Source organism: Shewanella sp. 10N.286.52.C2 (genome assembly GCF_002874545.1).
Lineage (GTDB): Bacteria > Pseudomonadota > Gammaproteobacteria > Enterobacterales > Shewanellaceae > Shewanella.
In genome coordinates, this window is the sequence record NZ_MCTV01000005.1 from 48,902 (window position 1) to 69,921 (window position 21,020).

21 protein-coding genes are annotated in these 21,020 nt (G+C 41.1%); 9 read left to right on the forward strand and 12 right to left on the reverse strand.

The features are described 5' to 3' along the window. Nucleotides 1–96: 96 nt before the first annotated feature. The 4 genes from BCU94_RS02700 to BCU94_RS02715 all read right to left on the reverse strand — a co-directional run bounded on the left by BCU94_RS02700 (nt 97) and on the right by BCU94_RS02715 (nt 5,673). Nucleotides 97–723, reverse strand: coding sequence for a GPR1/FUN34/YaaH family transporter (locus BCU94_RS02700; RefSeq protein ID WP_102438811.1), 627 nt, complete (start codon nt 721–723; stop codon nt 97–99). Between the two features lie 497 nt (nt 724–1,220). Then, nucleotides 1,221–3,512 carry an OmcA/MtrC family decaheme c-type cytochrome gene (locus BCU94_RS02705; RefSeq protein WP_102475555.1) on the reverse strand — a complete coding sequence of 764 codons (2,292 nt, stop codon included), beginning with the start codon at nt 3,510–3,512 and terminating at the stop codon, nt 1,221–1,223. A 375-nt stretch (nt 3,513–3,887) separates the two neighbouring features. Further along, nucleotides 3,888–4,847 (reverse strand): LysR family transcriptional regulator, encoded by a 960-nt coding sequence (locus tag BCU94_RS02710; protein WP_102475556.1) that lies wholly within the window; start codon nt 4,845–4,847, stop codon nt 3,888–3,890. Nucleotides 4,848–4,968: 121 nt separating this feature from the next. Continuing rightward, complete coding sequence (locus BCU94_RS02715; protein WP_102438817.1) at nt 4,969–5,673, reverse strand: 16S rRNA pseudouridine(516) synthase; 705 nt, start codon at nt 5,671–5,673, stop codon at nt 4,969–4,971. 139 nt (nt 5,674–5,812) lie between these two features. Between BCU94_RS02715 and glnD the strand changes: the two genes are divergently transcribed. The 7 genes from glnD (at nt 5,813) to BCU94_RS02750 (ending at nt 12,776) form a co-directional block, all read left to right on the forward strand. Next, nucleotides 5,813–8,458 carry a [protein-PII] uridylyltransferase gene (glnD, locus tag BCU94_RS02720; protein ID WP_102475557.1) on the forward strand — a complete coding sequence of 882 codons (2,646 nt, stop codon included), beginning with the start codon at nt 5,813–5,815 and terminating at the stop codon, nt 8,456–8,458. Between the two features lie 32 nt (nt 8,459–8,490). Continuing rightward, entirely contained in the window at nt 8,491–8,982 is a 492-nt protein-coding gene (locus BCU94_RS02725; RefSeq protein WP_102475558.1) for a YcxB family protein, read from the forward strand. Nucleotides 8,983–9,023: 41 nt separating this feature from the next. After that, nucleotides 9,024–9,311 carry a hypothetical protein gene (locus BCU94_RS02730; protein ID WP_102475559.1) on the forward strand — a complete coding sequence of 96 codons (288 nt, stop codon included), beginning with the start codon at nt 9,024–9,026 and terminating at the stop codon, nt 9,309–9,311. A gap of 150 nt (nt 9,312–9,461) precedes the next feature. Further along, nucleotides 9,462–10,337 carry a MipA/OmpV family protein gene (locus BCU94_RS02735; protein WP_102475560.1) on the forward strand — a complete coding sequence of 292 codons (876 nt, stop codon included), beginning with the start codon at nt 9,462–9,464 and terminating at the stop codon, nt 10,335–10,337. 2 nt (nt 10,338–10,339) lie between these two features. Next, entirely contained in the window at nt 10,340–10,759 is a 420-nt protein-coding gene (locus tag BCU94_RS02740) for a DUF3019 domain-containing protein (RefSeq protein ID WP_076541170.1), read from the forward strand. Next, on the forward strand, nt 10,759–11,472 hold the full coding sequence (locus BCU94_RS02745) for a winged helix-turn-helix domain-containing protein (RefSeq protein WP_076541172.1): 714 nt from the start codon (nt 10,759–10,761) through the stop codon (nt 11,470–11,472). The genes BCU94_RS02740 and BCU94_RS02745 overlap by 1 nt, the downstream gene beginning before the upstream one ends. A 17-nt stretch (nt 11,473–11,489) precedes the next feature. After that, nucleotides 11,490–12,776 carry an ATP-binding protein gene (locus tag BCU94_RS02750; RefSeq protein ID WP_102475561.1) on the forward strand — a complete coding sequence of 429 codons (1,287 nt, stop codon included), beginning with the start codon at nt 11,490–11,492 and terminating at the stop codon, nt 12,774–12,776. Between the two features lie 146 nt (nt 12,777–12,922). Here BCU94_RS02750 and BCU94_RS02755 read toward each other — a convergent pair whose 3' ends face one another. Continuing rightward, nucleotides 12,923–13,231: a DUF1289 domain-containing protein gene (locus BCU94_RS02755; RefSeq protein ID WP_102438832.1), complete on the reverse strand. Its 309-nt coding sequence runs from the start codon at nt 13,229–13,231 to the stop codon at nt 12,923–12,925. A 210-nt stretch (nt 13,232–13,441) separates the two neighbouring features. On the opposite strand from BCU94_RS02755, the gene BCU94_RS02760 reads away from it, so the two are divergent. Beyond that, the gene (locus tag BCU94_RS02760; protein WP_102438834.1) at nt 13,442–14,029 is read left to right on the forward strand and encodes a DUF4136 domain-containing protein; all 588 of its coding nucleotides are present in this window, start codon (nt 13,442–13,444) and stop codon (nt 14,027–14,029) included. Nucleotides 14,030–14,112: 83 nt separating this feature from the next. Here BCU94_RS02760 and BCU94_RS02765 read toward each other — a convergent pair whose 3' ends face one another. Together BCU94_RS02765 and BCU94_RS19720 are read right to left on the reverse strand one after the other, a co-directional pair. Continuing rightward, nucleotides 14,113–15,258: an HlyD family secretion protein gene (locus tag BCU94_RS02765; protein ID WP_102475562.1), complete on the reverse strand. Its 1,146-nt coding sequence runs from the start codon at nt 15,256–15,258 to the stop codon at nt 14,113–14,115. 2 nt (nt 15,259–15,260) lie between these two features. Next, nucleotides 15,261–15,656, reverse strand: coding sequence for a DUF3302 domain-containing protein (locus BCU94_RS19720; RefSeq protein WP_241900959.1), 396 nt, complete (start codon nt 15,654–15,656; stop codon nt 15,261–15,263). Nucleotides 15,657–15,887: 231 nt separating this feature from the next. Between BCU94_RS19720 and purT the strand changes: the two genes are divergently transcribed. Beyond that, entirely contained in the window at nt 15,888–17,084 is a 1,197-nt protein-coding gene (gene purT / locus BCU94_RS02775) for a formate-dependent phosphoribosylglycinamide formyltransferase (protein WP_102438838.1), read from the forward strand. Nucleotides 17,085–17,263: 179 nt separating this feature from the next. Here the strand turns inward: purT and BCU94_RS02780 are convergent, their stop codons facing one another. The 5 genes from BCU94_RS02780 to murU all read right to left on the reverse strand — a co-directional run bounded on the left by BCU94_RS02780 (nt 17,264) and on the right by murU (nt 20,975). Continuing rightward, nucleotides 17,264–17,722, reverse strand: coding sequence for a hypothetical protein (locus tag BCU94_RS02780; protein ID WP_102438840.1), 459 nt, complete (start codon nt 17,720–17,722; stop codon nt 17,264–17,266). A 31-nt stretch (nt 17,723–17,753) separates the two neighbouring features. Then, nucleotides 17,754–18,704 carry a D-2-hydroxyacid dehydrogenase gene (locus BCU94_RS02785; RefSeq protein ID WP_102438842.1) on the reverse strand — a complete coding sequence of 317 codons (951 nt, stop codon included), beginning with the start codon at nt 18,702–18,704 and terminating at the stop codon, nt 17,754–17,756. Nucleotides 18,705–18,718: 14 nt separating this feature from the next. Beyond that, on the reverse strand, nt 18,719–19,333 hold the full coding sequence (locus tag BCU94_RS02790; protein WP_102475563.1) for an outer membrane beta-barrel protein: 615 nt from the start codon (nt 19,331–19,333) through the stop codon (nt 18,719–18,721). Between the two features lie 59 nt (nt 19,334–19,392). After that, nucleotides 19,393–20,169, reverse strand: coding sequence for a co-chaperone DjlA (gene djlA, locus BCU94_RS02795; RefSeq protein WP_076541194.1), 777 nt, complete (start codon nt 20,167–20,169; stop codon nt 19,393–19,395). A gap of 107 nt (nt 20,170–20,276) precedes the next feature. After that, nucleotides 20,277–20,975: an N-acetylmuramate alpha-1-phosphate uridylyltransferase MurU gene (gene murU / locus BCU94_RS02800; RefSeq protein ID WP_102475564.1), complete on the reverse strand. Its 699-nt coding sequence runs from the start codon at nt 20,973–20,975 to the stop codon at nt 20,277–20,279. Nucleotides 20,976–21,020: the final 45 nt, after the last annotated feature.

The window sequence follows — 21,020 nt, forward strand, 5'->3', positions numbered from 1 at the left end:
TTGTTTAAACTGCAACAGAGCTAAAGTAAATTTAAACAAAAAAGCTGACAAGGCTATTCATAGCATTGTCAGCTTTTTTATGGCGCTAATTTAGTATTACGCTGCTTTTAACGACGCTGGTGCTGCAGTGGTTTCAGCTTTACTTGCTGCAAATCTGACTTTTCCAACAGGCAAAATCACCCGGCCATATTCAGCATTCAGCACTTGCGCCATGGCAAAGTAAATGGCGCTTAAGCCACATAAAATACCTTCAAAGCCAGCAATGGTGCCAATTAGCTCGCTGCCGGTAAAATCTCGCGCAGCTAATAGGAAGAATAAAATAGTTAGCAAGCCAAAGACAATTTGCTTGGCTAATGGGTAACGCATAGAGCCAATAAACATAAAGCCAGTAAACATGCCCCAAAGCGCTAGGTACCAACCCATAAAGCTTGCAGGACTTGCCGCAAAACCCATTTTAGGCATGACAAGTAGACCAACTAAGGTTAACCAAAATAGCCCATAAGAAGTAAATGCTGTAGTGCCAAAGGTATCGCCACGTTTAAAGCACATGATGCCGACAATCACTTGGCCAATGCCGCCGTAAAAAATACCCATAGCAAGGATCATTGAATCAATTGGAAAAAAACCAGCATTATGAATATTAAGCAAAATGGTGGTCATACCGAAGCCCATTAAACCAAGTGGCGCTGGGTTTGCGTATGAATTTGTCTGCGGTGTCGACATTGAGTTCCCCTACAGGAAGTAATCAATTAAGTAAGTAGTGACGATAGTGTCGTCACACTAGATTAACTTTGGTTAATCTTAGCGCCGCGCATAATAATGTAACCGCAGGAGGCAATCAAACTAGCAACCAAGGGATCTGAGGAATAAGCACACTAAACAATGCGATTAATTAGTGTTGCTTTTCAGCTTGTTAAATAAAAAAGTGGCATTAACCTCTCAAGTGAACACTTGAAGACTTGCCAGCTCACAAATATTGCCAACTACCGATCTAACTCACAATAAATCAGCATTAAAGCCTGCTTATAAGTAAACTAAAACACGCTAGAACGTTTAAAAATTGCACTGACTCACAAAAATGAATAATAACGCCATTGGGATCAATAAAAGGGTTAATGCAAACACTGAGGATAAAAAAAGGGAGCCCGAAGGCTCCCAGTGGTTTATTTGCTATGAGAAGCAGGGGATCTCATAGCTGATGAAACATCTATTATTGCTAACTAGTGTGCCCCTCCAGCATGCATTATATCAATACCGTAAGTCTTACCTTCAGCATGACAAGTTGCACAAGATTCAACCGGCAGATTAGCAGTTGAAGCTGGATCGCCCTCAACTATCGCACCATTACTCTTGAAGTGAGCCATTGCTGAGGCACTTGAGTGAGCGTGACAAGTACGACATGCTTCAGCGGTTGGGCTAATGAACATTGTTGCACCAGCATCTACTGCAATTGCGCGTTTACCTGAAGTAAGACCACCATCTGCTGCGAATAAACTCACATCATCTTTATGACAAGCTGCACATTCGGTAGCCACTGCTGGGTAACCTTGTGTTTCCATATCAGAATTTAAGTGTATTGCAGGGAAGCCACGGTTATCATCCCAAAGACCTGAATGGAAACGGTGAGCGACAGTGAATAAGTCACGGTTGCTATAGGTTAAGCCTTCAATTGTTTCAAATACTGGGTCGCCATTTTCGTCAACTGCATCTGTTTTATATTCAACAGCCACATGATAAGAGCCACCCCAAGTGTCGTTATGACAACCTACACATTGGTCGAAACGTTCGTTACCGTAATGCTTAGCGATACCTAATGAAGTATGACAAGTATTACATTTAGCTTCATCAGCGGTTACCCGTGTAGGGTCGCTAAAGCGAGATATCGTTGCGCCGCTACCATCAGCATTGGCGAGATTCCAGTAAGCTGGCGCCATAGTGACTGCTACATAACCAACATCATATTGCGCTTCGCCGCTTGAATCTAAACACTCAATAAGCATGCCTTCTGAATCGGCACATACTGAGAAGCGTGGCGTTACAGAAATACTCTTTCCGTCTAGATTAAACTCACCTAATTGAGTCACCATTAACTGACCAGCGGATGCAACAACACCATTTAGATTAACCGAAGCACTACCGTAGTAAGTACCATCAGTGTCTATCCAGCCGGTTTTCATTTCATCGTATTTAGTAAAGTTAGTGAACTCGAAACCATCTTCAACGGCAACACCATCAATAGTGACATCAAATGTAATCACCATTTCATCCATGTCAACTGTTGCGCTTTCAGTGTAACTCACACTATTTAAAGCAATTTCAATTGAATCAGTGGCAATCGCTCTCGCTGCAACATTATGTGCTTGCATTGGGCTTAAGCTACCTGCGCCATGACAACCAGAACAGGCTGCATCACTTTCAGGTACGATACCTCTGTGGTTTTCACCAGTGGCTAAATCTACATCTGTATGACATGACACACATGCTTCTGCGTAGACATTATCATTCCATTGCATACCGTTATCATGACATGCGGTACATTGATTGATTTCTGATGGGAAGCCAATTTCGCCAAACATATCTGCAGCTTCACCTTCTAGATCGTCAATATGATGACCAGCGTGTAATGTGTGAATCATTGCATTCCAATTAGCGTTAAAGCCTTTTTCTGGATCGTCTTCACCGCCAGCATAAGCTGGGTTATGACAGGCTACACAATTTTCAACTTTTTGATAATTATGGTGGGCACCAATGTTAGCTATGCGGATATCGGTAGCTTCATACCCATCCATTTGAGTATGACACTTAATACAAGAGGCGTTAGACACTGAATCTTTTTCAGATACCGCTAGCTCACCCGTTGCAGGAATAAAGTCAACCGGAGTAGAAAGCAATTTATCTGCAATGCCTTCACCTGTGCTGTCTACAACATCATAGCTACGCACCATAACGCGATGTAAGTTATTGGCATCACCATCTGCAAGTACAACCGGTGCATTGCCTTCATGTTCCCAAGTACCTGTGTAAGTGCCTGGGTTTGCTTCATCTTCAACTAAGGTACAAGCTTCAACTTCTGCGCCGCCGCGGGCTTCTGCCATACCTGTTGGCGTACAATACATACTTGAACCAAATTCATTGGTTAGGGTATGGCTTTCCCACAATAGTGGCGCGCCAGTATCAGTGGTATTGGCCGCTTGATTCATCACATAAAGCGCTACTTTGTCTAAGCCACTAAAGGGCACATCTTCGCCTTTAGCTGTTTTGCCTGTTACCGTAAATTTGATAGCAAAATCATCACTTCCTACTACCACGATATCTGCAGGGGCTAAGCTCAACACAAAATCAGCAGCAGATGCTACTGTATCAACAACATTTCCCGCTGGTGCACCTGGTTCTCCTGGCGCGCCGGGTTCTCCAGGGGCGCCATCTTTACCATCATCTCCATCACTACAACCTGTTAGTCCGATAGCAGCGATTAACGCCGCCGCTAGAATCGATTTTTTATATGTTCTCATTATCAGATCCCCTTTATAGGTATTAAATTCTGCTTTGCAGTAACTTTAATATAAAAGATACCCCTTTAGATGTATCAAAAAGGTTTCATATATGTGACTGAAATTTAAAGATTTAGATCTTGCAATTTTACAAATCGAAGTTGGCAATTTCGATATATGAAATTTGTATAGGTTATTGAGTTTTATACTGATAATGATTGTTATTAACGAAACAGATTTGCGCTAAAAGAATGGTGGAAATAAGCATAAAAAATGCACAGTTCAAGGTGAATGACTCGACAGCCATAGCGCTTCTCTAGCCCATTAAAATGATATTCAGCGGCAGATCCCCCTGCACAGGGAAATGGGGAAATGGCTAAATAGCACATAAGCGATTTAGGCAGCGATTAACTTAAGCACTGAATTAATAATAATCTTTCTGCTGTCATCACAATAGCGGCGGTATGAGGAGGTTCTTTCAATAAGGTGGTATTGCGGCGCGGCGCCATGGCCAAGTAATTTTTCTCTTTCTGTCTCAGGTAAAGTTTCGATACGTAATTCATCAAAGTGATTTAACACTGCAGCTTCTGATGTGGCCATAAAGCTGAAACTTCGCATGGTCAACAAGTGACAAAACCACTCTTCAATGGAACTAACTCGACTAATATTAAGCGGCTCAATCCCTGATTGACGGCAGTAAATTTGGAAGAAATCTAATTTATCATTAAACCCCTTGGTATCGAGCAGCAAAAAAGGATAGTTAGCTATGTCATCTAAACTTATAGCATCATAGCCCCAAATAGGATGATTCTTTCTAGCCACAATCGAAGTGGAATCACTGTGACCGAGGCTTTCAGATAATAAATCGCTGGCGCTGGCTGGGCCAAGGTTAATCCCTAAATCAATGTCACCTTGGTGGATCAACTCTTCAGAATGCTCATTCCATATATGCATTCTGACTTTACCTAACTTATCCATTATGTCGTCGCTGCCAAGCGCCATTGAAAGTGAAGTCATAATGATGGGAGTTACCGCAATATTGAGCACGGTTGATGAATTAGTACAGTTACCTTCATGTACGATGCGTTCAATATTTGAGGCTGACTCGCAAAAACTACATATGGGCTGATAAAGGTGCTCTGCTAGCGCGGTAGGTCTTAACCCTTGTTGACGTCGATAAAATAACTCATCATCAAAGGTTAACCGTAACGCCGTTAAACAACGGCTTATTTTAGGAGCTGAAACGTTTAATTCTTTCGCTGCAAGGTTAGCAAAGCCTGTTTCATAAATAGTTTTAAAGACCAACAAACAGAACACGTCTAATTCGCTGATTTTCTTAAGCGCTTTGAAATCCATGCAATTACCTAGTAATAACCTTGTTAATATTAGGCTTAATCTAACATAGTTGTAACAAGCAAAACTTGATCAAGCCCAACCTTATAGAATTAATTTAAGTTTTTTTAAGGTTTTATAAGATTTACTTAAGATTGATTTCAGTTTGAGTGAGCGAGCGAAACTCCCCGACTAACAATTGCTTATCCAAGTTAATATTGCCCACCGACTCACGATGTAAACCAATCACCGGATTCCTGAATCGGCCAAACATACGCTTAATTTGATGGTACTTACCCTCTTGTAACGTCACCCGTGCTTGATACTCTGAGATGATTTCAAGTTGCGCCGGTAAAGTGGTGATATCTTCAAAACCAAAATACATCCCTTGATTAAAAGCGCTGATATATGAGTCATCAATGGGATTTTCTAACGTCACCAAATACTGTTTGTTTACTTTGGTTTCAGGCGACATCAAAGCTTGCGACCATTGGCTGTCATTGGTAATTAACAGTAAGCCAGTAGAATTTAAATCAAGCCTACCAGCAATATGCATCATTTCAATATTGACGCCAGTTAATAGCGACAAGGCCGTGGGATGAATATCATCTTTTGTCGCGCTCACCACACCCACAGGCTTGTGTAACATATAGTATTGTTTTTGCTGGTTCTGAATAAAGTCACCATCAAGCATAATAGCGGTAAACTCATTAATTTGATGGTCCATCTCTTTACAAGTCTCACCATCAACATTGACCCGCCCAGCCAGTAAAATTAGCCTTACCGCCTTTTTAGGTAGCTGTAATTTTTTAGCTAAAAACTGATCTAAACGACTTCGTTTACTTTGCATTTATAAGCTCAATTTAAGTGATTTATTCTTATTTAACTAGTTAAAAGAATTAACTTATTACTAATCAATTTAGTGGATAGTTTGAGTTGGCAAACTAAATCGCATACCCTATTTGAGAGCGAATCTAAAAGGGAGTGATATGTTTTTGCAGCCAGTCTATCCGATTTTACAGCCAAATATGAGTATTGTAGAGCTAAAACAAGCCATTACTGATTTTGATATTTGGCTAGAGCAACAGATTAGTTGTAGCCCAATTACCGAGATCCTGACATTTCGCGCTCAATTTTTTGATAAACTTCTCAGTCATATTTGGCAAAAGTTTACTTTTGATACAAAAGAAATCTCTCTCAATGCTGTCGGTGGCTACGGCAGGCAAACTCTACACCCTTTTTCTGATATCGATATTTGTATTATTCATGACCACAACTTATCCACCGATGATGCCAATGAACTCAGTGATTTTCTGACTCAATTATGGGACTTGGGTTTAGATTTAGGCCATGCAGTAAGGCGCCTAGATGATACTTTTGTCGCCTGTAAAGAAGATGTCACCATCGCCACCACTTTACTTGAAATTCGCAATATTTGTGGCCATGAAAACCATCAACACCAAGTTATCAGCAAACTCTATGGCGAAAGTATTTGGAGTAGCGCAGCCTTTTTTGAAGCCAAGTTTAATGAGCAACAAGTCAGGCATCATAAAGCCCAAGGCACCGCCTTTAATATTGAGCCCAATTTAAAAAATAGCCCTGGCGGCATGCGTGATATTCAAACGATTACTTGGATAGCTCGCAAACATTTCTCCATTGACGATCTTAAAGATCTTCGTCGTCTTAATTTTTTAACTGCTGATGAATACGCAGAACTAATGGAGTGCCAAAACTTTATTTGGCGAGTGCGATTCTCATTGCATCAAGCGTCAAACCGCTCTGAAAATAGACTTTTATTGCAACATCAAGCTGAAGTCGCTCGCCTACTGGGATTTGGTGACAGCGGTAATATCACCATTGAAAAAATGATGCGCCAATTGTTTAGAGCAATGAAGCGTATTCGTGAATTAAACCTGATGTTGATGGCTTATTTCCAACGCGAGATATCGCCACTGAAACACAATAATTGTATCGATATCAATGAAAATTTTGAGATCTTAAATGGCCAAATAAATGCAAAAAATCAAGATGTGTTTATTGATAGACCGCAGATCATGTGGATGTTTTATTATATTGCCGAATACTATCAACAAGTAAAAGGCATTACCCCTGAGACCTTAAGGTTGATCAGGCAAGTACGTCGTCGTTTAATGGGTGATTTACAAGACTTTCATGTCTGCCGTGAACTGTTTGTCAAACTATTCAAGCACCCACAAGGCATGGGGCTGGCAATTACCTTAATGCATCAACATGGCATCCTTACCTCATATTTACCCCAATGGCGTGAAGTGGTTGGCCAGATGCAGTTTGATTTATTTCATGCTTATACTGTGGATGAACACACTCATAAACTGCTAAAAAACTTATATGCACTAACCCATGATGACATTAGTCACGATCACAAATTGGCCGCTGATATCTATGCTCGGTTCCAAGCCAAAGAAACCATTTTATTTGCCGCACTATTTCATGATCTTGCTAAAGGACGTGGTGGTGATCACAGTGAACTCGGCGCAGTAGATGCCAAATTATTTGCCAAATTCCATGGTTTAAAAAACTCACAGCAGCAATTAATTAGCTGGTTAGTGGAACAACATCTATTAATGTCCATCACCTCCCAGCGTATGGATATTCAAGATCCTGATGTCATTACTGCTTTTGCAAAATCCGTGGGCAGCCTCACTAAACTTGATGCTTTATATTGTTTAACGGTGGCCGATATTCAAGCCACCAATGATGATCTATGGAATGATTGGAAAGCCAGTTTATTAACCGACCTCTACTTTGCCACCCGTAAAGCCCTCAGGAATGGTCTTGAAAATGTATTGCAACTGCGCAGCGTGGTTAGGGAGCACAAACAAGAAGCCCTTAATATCATCAATGCCGATTCACAATTAACAGATGAACACCAAATACAGGCTCAATCTGCTGCTATTCAAAAACTATGGAAAAACCTGCCGTTATCCTTTTTCGGTAATGCAGAATCCAGTGAAATAGCAAAATACACCCTAGGAATACTTTCGCATCAGCAACAAGCTCAAGCAGATTCTGAATCGTTAATTATTGTTGATGATAGTAATGTCAAAGGCTGTAGTGATGTTTTTGTGTATACCAAAGACAGAGCAGGCTTGTTTATTTCTCTGTTTAATACCCTATCAACCTTGAAGATATCAGTGAAGCAAGCACAGATTTCACAAACTAAAGACGGTTACGTGGTTGAAGCTTTTAAAGTACTCGACTTTGACGGTAAACCGATTTTCAGTGCTCAGCGCCGCAAACAAGTCACCAGCAAGCTACGTCAAGTGATAGACAATAATGTAATGCCGCCGAAAAAGCGCCCTTTAAGACACACCCAAAGTTTTGATAACAAACCCACCATTGAATTTATTCACTCTAAAAAAGCTAACCGCACCTTAGTGCATATTTTAGCGCTAGAAACCCATGAGTTTATGGGGCAAATAGCCAGTGCATTCAGAGCACTAGAGCTTACAATTCATTCTGCAGCCATCAGCACAGTCGGTGAGCGAGCTGATAACGTGTTTACCCTTTCCAACCAATACGGTGCACAGCTTTCAGAAGAAGAACAAACCGATTTACAGGAAAAATTAGTGAAATCGATCACTTCAACCTTATAATTATCTCAATTAATGTTGTCAATGAGCGATACATGTCTACCAGCGAAACAAAAACAACAGCTTATAGCTATAGTGTTGAATATATTTTAGATCGATCTCATTTTGAAGAAACCTTCGATGAGTCAGTTGTCATTAATACCAGTCCAAAGCGTTACTTAAAATCTGTGGCATTTTTAGTCGCTGGATTTTTAATGACCATCACCGAGTTAAGCCCCTATGTTGCTTACTTCTTTATTGGTTTAGGGGCAGTTGAAGCACTGCAAGTTAGGTTTAATCGCGCTTGGTGGTTAATGAGGCAACTAATAAGTAAGTCAGCGAATAACCCAGTAAATTTAACCATTGACGATAACGGTATTCATACAAAGTCGACTTATATTGATCATCATTTAGCTTGGGATGATGTTTATCGCATTGCAGAAACAAGCCAAGGTTTTTTACTCACAACCCAATTAACCAAGCATTATGTTTCTAAGCGCTGCTTAGATGACACTTGCAGTGATTTTATTCGCAAAAAAATGAACTAAGCATCTGTTTACATAACGTGTTAACACTTAGAGGAACAATTATGACTAAACCATCATTAAGTTTAAGTATTGTCGTAAGCCTTGTTATCTGCAGTTTTTTCAGCACAGATACCAATGCCAATGGAATACCAGCCCCTGAGGATACCGTAAAATCATTAACGGCGGCCTGTGAAAATATGGCCGCTGAAGAACAAATTGAAGCCATCGAAAAACAGCAATTTATTACCGACTGCATCAATGCTCAGTTAATTGAAATGGGCTATCAAAGGCAAGCACCGCTAGAGATTGAACAATCAAATACTGAACCAGTTGAGCAAGAATTAAATTAACGCCGTGACGCCTTTGGTTAAAAACGGCTTAATGTAAATTAATCACACCAGTATCAGTTTGTATCATTAAGGTAAAATCAGTGTAGCTAAATAATGAACAATGTTAACATTATGTTTATTGAAGTTTTATTGATTAGGTAGCAGCCTTAGATGTATCGATTATTGCTCATACTTACCATTGTTATTGCTGGTATCAAGCCAGCGCAAGCTGAAGACACCTGTCAAATTGATGGCGACTGCATTGTGGTTGGTCAATGGGATGTCAGTCTAGCTTTGGGCTGGGGCAATAAAACCAACCCAGTAAGTACCTATAAAGATATACCTATCTATGTCATACCCTCCGTCGCCTATTATGGTGAAAGCTGGTTTTTTGACAACTTCAATTTTGGCTACACCCTGGTAGAGCAAGAAAGTTTTACCCTTAATCTCGCGAGCAGTTATAGCGATGAACGTGCTTTCTTTTATCGCTGGGACCCATCAAACATTTTTTTACCCCAAGCCAGTAGCTTTGATGAGACGGTTGAACTCCCTGCAGCGGATCTCACAGAATCTAGAGGTATATCACAACCTGAGGTTTTAAATGAGCTTGAAACCAGACACTTCACTGTATATGGTGGTGTGGAATTTTTTTGGTACGGCAAATTAGGTATATTAAGACTCACCGCAGCCCATGATTTACTTAATGTTCATAATGGACAAGAAGCCAGTGCCAGTTGGTCGTACTCTTTAGCTCTTGATAAATTCCGCTTTGATTTATCATTAGAAGCTGATTGGAAAAGTTCGCAAGTTATTGCTTATTACTATGGTATTAGATCAACTGAAAATCTATACTGGAACACGCAATATCAGCCAGGTTCTGGCTGGAATAAAGCGATTGAGCTAACGACACGTTATAGTCTTTCACAACGCTGGGATTTACTTTTAGCGGCACGTTACACCCGGTTAGCTGATGAAATTATTGACAGTCCAATTATTAATGAAAATTACTCTCGCTCCTACTTCATTGGAGCTGCATATAGGTTCTAATCTTGTTCAGTAAACAAGAATATAACCTCTATCACTTTTTCGGTATATTAATACTGATATTTAGTGCTTTCTGCGTCAAAGCTGATACGCTTGAAACGCAAGCACAGCTTTCGGCTACGCCTCATTTATGCCTCAAAGACGCTCAAAACAAACATTGCGAGATGGATATTGAGCTAAATTGGCAACTGAAAACTGACCAACTCATTTGTATTGAATCTAACTATCAAGCAATGAGTCGCTGGTGTAGTGATTCTACTGATGATCATTCATTGCAATTTTCAGTAAAAACCAATAAAGACATTCACTTTGTCTTGGTGAGTAAAAATAATAATAATGAATTGGCGGACGTAATCCTAAAAGTCACCACAATGTCCGAACCTAAAGTTCGCAGACGTTACCGAAATCCTTGGAGTTTATTTTAATGGCAACCCCCCCATCAACTCATAGAGTTCTGTTGGTAGAAGATGATATTCGTCTTGCCAACTTAATTGTGGACTACCTAAAATCACACGATATGCACGTTGAAGTTGAACGACGTGGCGATACCGTTTTAACACGATTGATTAGTTACAAGCCTGATATCATCCTACTTGATATTATGCTGCCTGGACTTGATGGATTAAGCCTGTGTGAAAAATTACCTGACTACTTCTCAGGCCCTATATTGTTAATGAGTGCGCTTGGCTCTCCAGAAGACCAAATCAAAGGCCTAGAATTAGGCGCTGATGATTATGTTGTCAAACCTGTCGACCCAAGCTTGTTAGTGGCACGTATAAACAACCTATTACGCCGTCAGGCACAACCGCCAAAACCAGAATCTCATTGTTTAAGCTTTGGTAAGTTAAGCATCGACCCGCATACCCAAGCGATTCGCTTAGGCAATACCGAGGTTGATTTAACTAGCCATGAGTTTGAATTATTGTGGTTACTGGCGTCACAAGCGGGGCAAGTATTAAGTCGACAATACATCTACCAATACTTACTCAATATCGATTTTGATGGTAAAGACAGAAAAATTGATGTGCGCATATCTCGCTTACGTAAAAAGCTTGGAGATAGTATCGAAACACCATTCAGAATAAAAACTGTTTGGGGACAAGGTTATTTATTCGCGCCTGAAGCGTGGAATAACTAATTAGGTCATAGAAGACTTTGAAAAGACTCTTCATCAGCCTATACCTATTACTTAGCTTAAGCTTTTTAGGTATAGGCTGGACATTAGATAGCCTCTGGCAACAGCAAGTCGATGAATACGAGAACATTGACTCGCCATTAATCGCCTTTGCATTATTATTGTCTTTGCAACCTAAAGAGCAGCGCTTAGCGCAGCTTAAAATCATTCAAAAGCAACACCCCTACCCGTTAGCTTTATTTGAAAAAGATGAAATTGCTTTAAGTGGCAATGTCGAATTCTTGGCCAATGAAATAGTCACCACCACCACTGATAGCAGCCACGAATTGCAATTTATTGCCGTGGGTGATCAAGTGTTAATGGCAGGCCCAGTAGATATCGATCCCCGCGGGTTGCTGCGTAATATTTTTACGATATTCTTTTATTTGATGCTGGCCTTTGTCGCCTTAATTTGGGTATGGCCATTATCCAAAGATCTCAAAACCCTTAAAAAAGCCACGCAAAACTTTGGTGAAGCCAAATGGGATACCCGTATTGAGCTCAATCCCGGCTCTCAAGTCGCACCGTTAGCCAACACCTTTAATGACATGGCGCGGCATATCAGTGATTTAATTGAAAACCAAAAACACCTCTCTAATGCCGTATCACACGAAATCAGAACCCCGCTAGCACGGTTAAAGTTTGCTTTAGCCTTACTACCACAATATTGTTTGCCCAATAGTGATGAGCAACGACGCCAGCAATTTCTTGATGACATGCAAATTGATATCAAAGAAATGGAAACCTTACTGCAAGAGCTATTGACCTATGCCAGCTTAGAAGTGCAACAAGAGCCCACATTAGAGCGCTGCGGCTTAGTGTCCATTACAGAAGAGCTGATCACGCGTTTAACCCCATTAAGCGATAAACCGATTAAATTTAAGCATATGTATAGTGAGTTATATGTGATGGCAGAACCACTGCTGATTGAGCGTGCGATTCAAAATCTTGTTACTAACTCCCAACGCTACACCCATAATGAAATTGTTGTGTCTTTGTCTGAAGATGACCAACACCTGCTCCTAACAGTATCTAATGATGGTCCCGCGATCCCTGAAGAAGATCATGAAAGATTATTTGAGCCTTTTTATCGCAGTAAGTCACAGCACCAAGGCAATAAAGGCCATGGTTTAGGCTTAGCCATTATCAAACGCATCATGTTGCGCCACAAAGGCGATGTCACATTAACCAGTGATGATGACAACACTTGTTTCACTTTAATGTGGCCAAAAAGTAAACGCGAACTAGCTGCAGAAAGCGCACATTAATCTCAATGGTTAGCTTAACGCTGAAGCTGACGATAGAAATAATGGAGATTGGCCGTTAGCGGCGCAGGCTGTAATAGACCCACCACATCAAACTCAATAATATTAATTACAGCTAAAGCCTACCTAAAACCACAAGGTTGCAATCACTAATCTAAGCTAAAATCAGCCAAATCAATGTTGTCATCATCAGTTTGTTCATCAAAGTCAAATTGTGGATTAGCCTGAGCTTGCTGCTGTTTTATCGCTATTTGATGGGCTTTAAATTTGGCATATTGTCGGCGGCGCTTTCGCTGCTGGCATAAGCGAATAATATTATGCTTTTGTGCATCAGAAAAATGCAGCCAGTTAAAACGCTCATCTCGATTTCTCAAACAGCCATTACAATATCCGCGCGCATCAGTTTGACACACACCTATGCAAGGACTTGGGACGGAAAAAAAACTTAACTGTTCCATATTTAACTGACGTTTCTCTCCGACAAAATTGAAGTTTTATGCTTCTAACTTAGCATTAATTAACCAAAAAGCCATGTTCAGCGCTGGTTATTTGACCGACGAATTCTGTGTAAGATTGGTTTACTGCAGGCTTTTGATTTAAGCTGATTATTAATTCGCTCAAGAAAACATCCTATAACAAACAGATTCATTGATTAACCGGAGCCACTTATGCTATTTCGTGCGTTATTTACAATGTTACTTCTACTAGGATTAAGCGCCTGCCAAAGCACCACAGGAAAGTCAGACTTTGATACCAAATATGACTTTAGTCAGTTAAAACGATTTCATTTTATTGAAGTGTCAAATCAAGGGGATCAACTTAGCGCCGAGCGGATCAGAGCCAGTATACGTGCCAATTTATTAGCCAAAAACTTTATCGAGCAAGTAGAAAATGACTTAGCCGTGAGTGGTGAAGCCACTGGTAATGACATAACTGGTGACTTTGGCGTCAGCTACGCCTTTTTAACCAAGGACAAACCAAAAAGCTCAGGGCTTTCTATTGGTCTAGGTACTGGTACTAGTGGCAGTAATGGTGGTATTGGGATTGGTACTAGCATGGGAATCCCCATCGGCAGTGACAGCGCTAAAATCCAAGTGATTCAAATTGATATTATAGATTTAAAAGATAACCGACTCATCTGGCGCGGCACTGATGAATATGACTTTGAATCTGGTGGTAATGAAAAAGTCACTGAAACGACCAAAACCATTAATACCATTCTGGCTCAGTTCCCGCCTCAGGCTGCTGTAAAATAACAATTAATCTTATTCTTTATAAGTTGCTAAAATAAAAAGTCCGCAATCGCGGACTTTTTTATAAAAGAATAATCACATTATCACTAATGCCCTTCAGCAAACAGATAATTGAGCCAACCTTGCATCCGCAATAACACTTTACGAATAATCGAAACATGAGTGAAATGCTCGGTATAAATTGCCGCTTGCCCAGCTACACCTGCAGGCAAGCTGGTGCGTAGTTCATCGTCAGCTAACTCGATTAATACTAACACCCGGCCACGCTTAAATAACTCATTTGAAGAGCGCAGCGCACCGCCAAATTGCAGCTCACCTTCTGACATTGCAGGTAATACCTTAACGACTTTACCTTTATGTACTTGGCCAGGCATAGCATCAAGGATAATTTCCGCTTCATCACCTTCTTTTAAGCGCAGTAATGAATTTTGCCAAAATGCACCAGCAAAGTAGCGGTCTTCATCAGGTATAAATGTCATAGTGGGTCGCAGCGGAATAGGCACAGCCATCACCCCCGGACGCAACGCCATTTGAGTGACTATGCCATCAACTGGTGCTTTCACTTCGGTTTGTTCTAAATTAAAGATAGCGGCATCAAGTTCGGCTTTAACCACAGCTACATCAGTATTTACCCCGTCGATGTTTGACTCAAATGCCAGTCTAAAACGGATTTCTTCCGCTAACGCCGATTTAAAAGCAGCTTCTGCTGCTAAATATGATTGGCGTTTATTATCTAACTCAATTTCAGAAAATGGCGAGTTTCTACCACCTTTACGGCGACCTTCATCATAACGCTCAAAGGCAGATTTGGTTCTGTCACGATTAGCCTCTGCTTGCGCTGCGCGGGCAATCGCACTATCCCATGAGGCTTTTAATTGTGGCACGGCTTGCAGTGCATCTTCCAGTGCCGCTTCTTTTTGTTTAACGACAGCAATGAAAGGGGTTGGGTCGATTCTAAATAGCACTTCACCTTTTTTGACAGGAACATTGGGCTTAACATTGACTTCAACCACTAAGCCTTTTACTGCAGGATTGATTGGGATCGAAACGAAATATTCACGGGCAAACTTAGTATAAGGATGGTTATAGTTCATCAGTACTAATAAAGTACCAATTAATACTATTCCGCCTAACACCGCCGTTGGCACAGTCCATTTGTTGAGTGGGATTTTAAAAATTTTGAATATCGCCACACATAAAGCGGTATAGGTTAATATCAGTAACAGATCCATCGCTACGCTCCTTGTTCTGGCTGCGGTTGAGGTTTAACAGCATCGGTGACACTTGCTTGTTCCGATGGCGACTCAATAGAGATTAAACGCTCATTTAGGTCATTAACCTTATCTAACAATTCTTTCACTTCACCTTCCAACATAAGCTCTCGCTTCTTACCATCACTAAAGCCCCAGCCTCTATCTTCGCGGTATAAGGTTGCCCAAATCCATAAGAATGGCCAAATAGCGTGTAGGGTAAATAAACTGACCCAACCAGCGATATGCAAAGCATCCTGCTGTGGGTGATTACGCTTTTTAGCAATTTCATAGGGGATATCATGAATCGCGATAACACCGTAAAAAATAACTAATGCTACAAAAAACAGCAGTCCTAGAGCAAAATAATCCAAAAACATATGACACTCCTATCACAATCAAAGCAAAAGAAATAACAACCAAAATCAACAAACTGGCAACCTCAAGATAACACAAGGCAATAGCTAAAATAACCAATTAAAGTGCTTTATTCGCTATAAAAATAAGAGTTTTCACGTGATCTTTTACACACTTATCGGTTTAGCTAATCAATCAAATACGAATAAAAGGTAAACTGCCTCGGCTATTTTTTCCCCCTACAAGGTTAAATAATGAATAACAATGTCCCTTTCACCTTTGGTACCGCTGAAACTGACGGTGCAGTTAAAGCCATGCTGCTAGGTTGTGGTGAGCTTGGTAAAGAAGTCGCTATCGAATTACAACGCTTTGGCATCGAAGTTATTGGCGTAGATCGCTACCCTAATGCTCCAGCCATGCAAATTGCACATCGTTTTCATGTGGTAAACATGTTGGACGAAAAAGCATTACGAGACGTTATTGAATTAGAACAACCGCATCTAGTGATCCCAGAAATTGAAGCTATCGCTACTCAAACCCTAGTTGAGTTAGAAAAAGGCGGCATCAATATCATTCCAACAGCTAAAGCGACTCAGTTAACCATGGATAGAGAAGGCATTCGCCGCCTAGCCGCTGAAACCTTAGGTATTCCAACATCGCCTTATTTCTTTTGCGATACATTCGCTGAGTTTACTGCCGCAATTGAGCAAATTGGTCAGCCCTGTGTGGTTAAACCTGTAATGAGTTCATCAGGTAAAGGTCAAAGCGTGATAAAAACCAATGCGCAAATTGAACAAGCTTGGCAATACGCTCAAGAAGGTGGCCGCGCGGGTGGTGGGCGAGTGATTGTGGAAGGCTTTATTGATTTTGATTATGAAATCACCTTGCTGACCATTAGTGCTGTCAATGGCATTCATTATTGTGATGCCATTGGCCACAGACAAGAAGACGGTGATTACCGTGAGTCTTGGCAGCCTCAAGCAATGTCAGCAGCTGCACTTACCAAAGCGCAGCAAATTGGTGAGCAAGTAGTAACCGCGTTAGGCGGCTATGGTTTATTCGGTGTTGAGCTGTTTATCAAAGGTGATGATGTTTACTTTTCAGAAGTATCACCAAGACCCCATGATACTGGTTTAGTCACGCTTATCAGCCAAGATTTATCTGAGTTTGCTTTGCATGTTCGGGCTATTTTAGGCCTGCCTATTACCGAAATTAAGCAACATGGCGCAAGTGCCTCTGCGGTTATTCTGGCTGAAGGAAAGTCTGAAAATATTCGCTATCAAGGCGTTGCTGAAGCATTAGTGCAAACGGATACCCAAATTAAGCTGTTTGGTAAACCTGATATTGATGGTAGACGCCGTCTGGGTGTTGCCTTAGCCCGTGATAACAATATTGATAATGCCATAACGAAAGCCATAGCATCGGCGGCAAAAGTTAAGGTTATATTTTAGCTTTACACTATGATAACTCGCCTATTACCACGTCATAATTACGCTTTGTGACCTAGGTTAATGATTGCTCGCTGTAGACATAAACGCCTAACCTCAAGCACATAAAGTACTAAGGTTAGGCTTTTTATTGGATAAATTCGATGTGGTATTAACATCACCTTGAAGGGCTTATGAAGCAGTTAGCTGCTTTTTCTTTTAGGCAGTGCTCTACCTTGCAAATGAAATAACACTAAAATTAACATCCTTAATAAGGATTTAAGTTTACCACCTTGCTCGAAACGCCCCGCTATCATCAACTTTTGCAAAACAAATATTTTACCGTAAACATTGGCAACCAGCTCATCAGAGCTTTTACCGATATATTTATCAAACTCAGGGTAATCAATAATGGCCTTGGCCAATAAGCTATTAGCAGTTAAACGATTAAAGTCATAACCTTGTATCATTGATTGCTTAAACACATCGACATCAATTCCTGCCACGATTTGATCAGCACTAAGACCCTGTTTTAGCCCTACAGCGATAAAATTGATATTGGCTTCAATTTCAAATAACAGCGCGCGTTGCTGGCCTTTATGCTTCTCAACCCGCGCATGCTCTTTTTCAAATACATCGTAAAGCGCTTTCCATAAACTCATATTGCACAAATATCCTTATTTGTTTTTCTGGCTAAGTAACCTGATTACATGGGCTGTTTTTTAAAAATTGCGCCACATTATCCACGGCAATATTTAACAGATTTTGCCTTGCCTCTGTTGTTGCCCAAGCGATGTGAGGGGTAATAATGGTATTTTTAGCCGCTAATAACGGGTTATCAGCCATTGGCGGCTCGCTTGAAAGCACATCAAGTGCAGCGCTAAGGCGGTTGTCATTTAACGCATCTGCCAATGCTACTTCATCCACTAAACCGCCTCGAGCGGTATTAACCAATAAAGCGTTAGGCTTAAACAACTCAAGACTTTGAGCATTGATCATTTTATCAGTGGCTTGATTAAGCGGACAATGCAACGACACGATATCTGACTGGCTTAATAACTTATTGAGCGTCTGCCATTGAACACCTGCAGGTAAATCCGTTTTGGGTGTCGATGTGTTAATTAACACATTCATATTAAATGCCAGCGCTAACCTTGCCACTTGTTGACCAATATCACCATAGCCAACAACCCCCATAGTTTTGCCTTTAAGTGATACTAAAGATGAAAGCGTAAAACAAAAGTCTCTTGATTGACTCCACTGACCTTTTTTTACTGCTTTATCATGTAAATCCACCTGCTGGGTATGTTGCAGTATTAAAGCAAATACCATTTGCGCCACAGCATCAGGGCCATAAGCAGGCACATTGGTTACAACTATCTGCTGCGCGCTAGCCGCTGCGATATCAACCACATTGGTACCTGTTGCCGTCACACCTATGTATTTAAGCTGTGGACATTGGCTTATCACCTCAGCATTGATTACCGCTTTATTGGTTAAAATTATATCGGCATCTTTGCTACGGGAGATAATATCTGCCGCCATAGTGTGTTCATAAACGCTAAGCTCACCCAGCGCAGCTAACGATGACCAATCTAAATCACCCGGATTTAATGTATGGCCATCAAGTACAACAATTTTCATGTTCGGTCACCTAATTAAAATTTAACCTCTAAACCAATATTGCCCTGCCCTTGCCACATGATATCGGCAGAAATATTCCACACACATTCATTGGGGCCGCAGAAAAAGCTATTGTTTGAGTTAACGAATGTAGCGTAGCCTCTTACATCGGCAAATAAGGCCACTTGAGAGGTAATGTCATAGGCTACGCCGCCGCCAAATCCCATTGAAAAACGGGTTTCAGTTGAAAAGTCATTGCTCGGTCGCATGTGCGTGACACCGGCAGTGACGGTAACGTAAGGTTTAACGCGGCCATTGGGGAAAAATAAACTTCCACCGACATGGAAATAATCAACATCAAGATCAGTAAAGACATCCGCACTAAAAGCATTGCTTCTCAAATCAGTTTTTTGCGTGCTATACAGAAAGTAGATATTACCTGGGTCTTTGGTCGTGACTCCTGCCATAAAGCCATAATGCTCAGATTCGGTTATTTTTAGCTTATCTGTTTGCTGACTATTCAGATCGCCAATGTCAAATTCTGTACTGCCAAAACTATAACCGCCAAAAGGAGCAACAAACACCTCAGCTTGAACAGAGGTTGCTAACAACGCCAAACTTACTAGACTCACAGTCGCTTTATATTGCATAGAAAACTCCCTTTAACATCACTTCTTAATGATGATTATTGTGTTTACCACCCCTGCGCTTATTTCATTCCTCGAGATGTTTTAACTGTTTCATAAGCAGATTGAATGTCTTGAGCTTTACTTTTTGCCAGCTCCATCATTTCTTCTGGCAAACCTTTAGCGACCAGTTTATCTGGATGATGCTCATTCATGAGTTTTCGATAAGCACGTTTGATTTCTTGGTCGCTGGAAGACTCCTGCTTACCCAATAGTGAATAAGCGTCTTCAAGCTGCATGTGGCTGCCATTAGCCGTTTGATGATGGTGAAACTCTGCCTGCCAACGATTAAGTAGCGCATCCAAATGAGCTTGGCCTAACCCTAACTCTTTGGCTATGGTTGATAAAATCTGCTTTTCTTTGCTATGTAATTCGCCATCAGACAGTGCGGTTTGAATTTGAATTTCAAGAAACATTTGTAATATTTCACGGCGACCTTGGGTCATCACTCGAAATTCGCGCAGGGTTTTGACTAAGTCGAAATTGGCATCGCGTCCATTTCTAAATGCTGTTTGCGCATCACGTCTTGCATCGCCAGTTAACTTCATTTGATCCATCAGCATAGTGGCAATACGAATATCCACATCCGTCACATGGCCAGAAGCTTTGGCAACATGGCCCATAACTGTAAAGGTTGTATTAAAAAACTCAGCTTGACGCTGATGCCCCTTACGCAGCATCTCGGCAAAACCACTGCGTTTATCGTACATATGCCCAAGCCAAAGCCCTAATAGGGCGCCGAAACCTTTACCAAACATGTAGCCGATAATAAAACCGAAAACCTTACCCCAAATACGCATTCATCTTCCTGTTGTTAATTTGTCTTACTGCTGAGCTCATCACTGTCTATGTCGACTGGTTATTTATGGCACATGTCGTCATGTGCTTACTGCGGCTTGCTTACAATTTACGTTTCTGCCGATATGGTGCCTGTTGCCAAGTAGTTTGTTAACAAGTCTAACCGCTCAATGGTACCTACATCACACCAGTAAGTACTGGTACGACTACCGATAATCTTTTTATCAGCCATTTTGTGACGTAATAATGGCCCTAAGGCTTGCTTACCAGCGCCAATGTCAGCAAACATTTTGGGATGATAAATCCCCATGCCTGAATAGGTTAGCTTATTGGCACCAGCTTGCGCTAATTGCGCTCCAATAATCGCAAAATCACCTTCTGGGTTATGCTGAGGATTATCAACTAACCATAAAAAAGCCTCTAATGCGGGTTCTGCTTTTAATTGCGCCATTGCCTGGGTGATATCAGGCAGTTCATCGATATATATATCGCCATTGATAACCAAAAAAGCTTCGTCACCTAATAGGCTTAGGGCTTGTTTAATACCGCCAGCAGTTTCTAAGGCGTTCTCTTCAGCACTATAGTTAATAGTGAGCCCCCACTGACTGCCATTGCCTAGCGCTTGTACTAATTTATGCCCTAACCAAGCATGGTTGATGACAACTTCTTTGATACCAGCGGCGGCTAACTTTTCTAAATGGTAAACAATTAGCGGTTTACCCGCTGCTGCAACCAAAGGTTTGGGAAGTGAATCTGTAAGCGGTCGTAATCGCTCACCACGACCCGCAGCCAAAATCATGGCTTTCATATTTTAATGTCCATAAGGTTAAGCTTATCTGTGTATATTAACGGT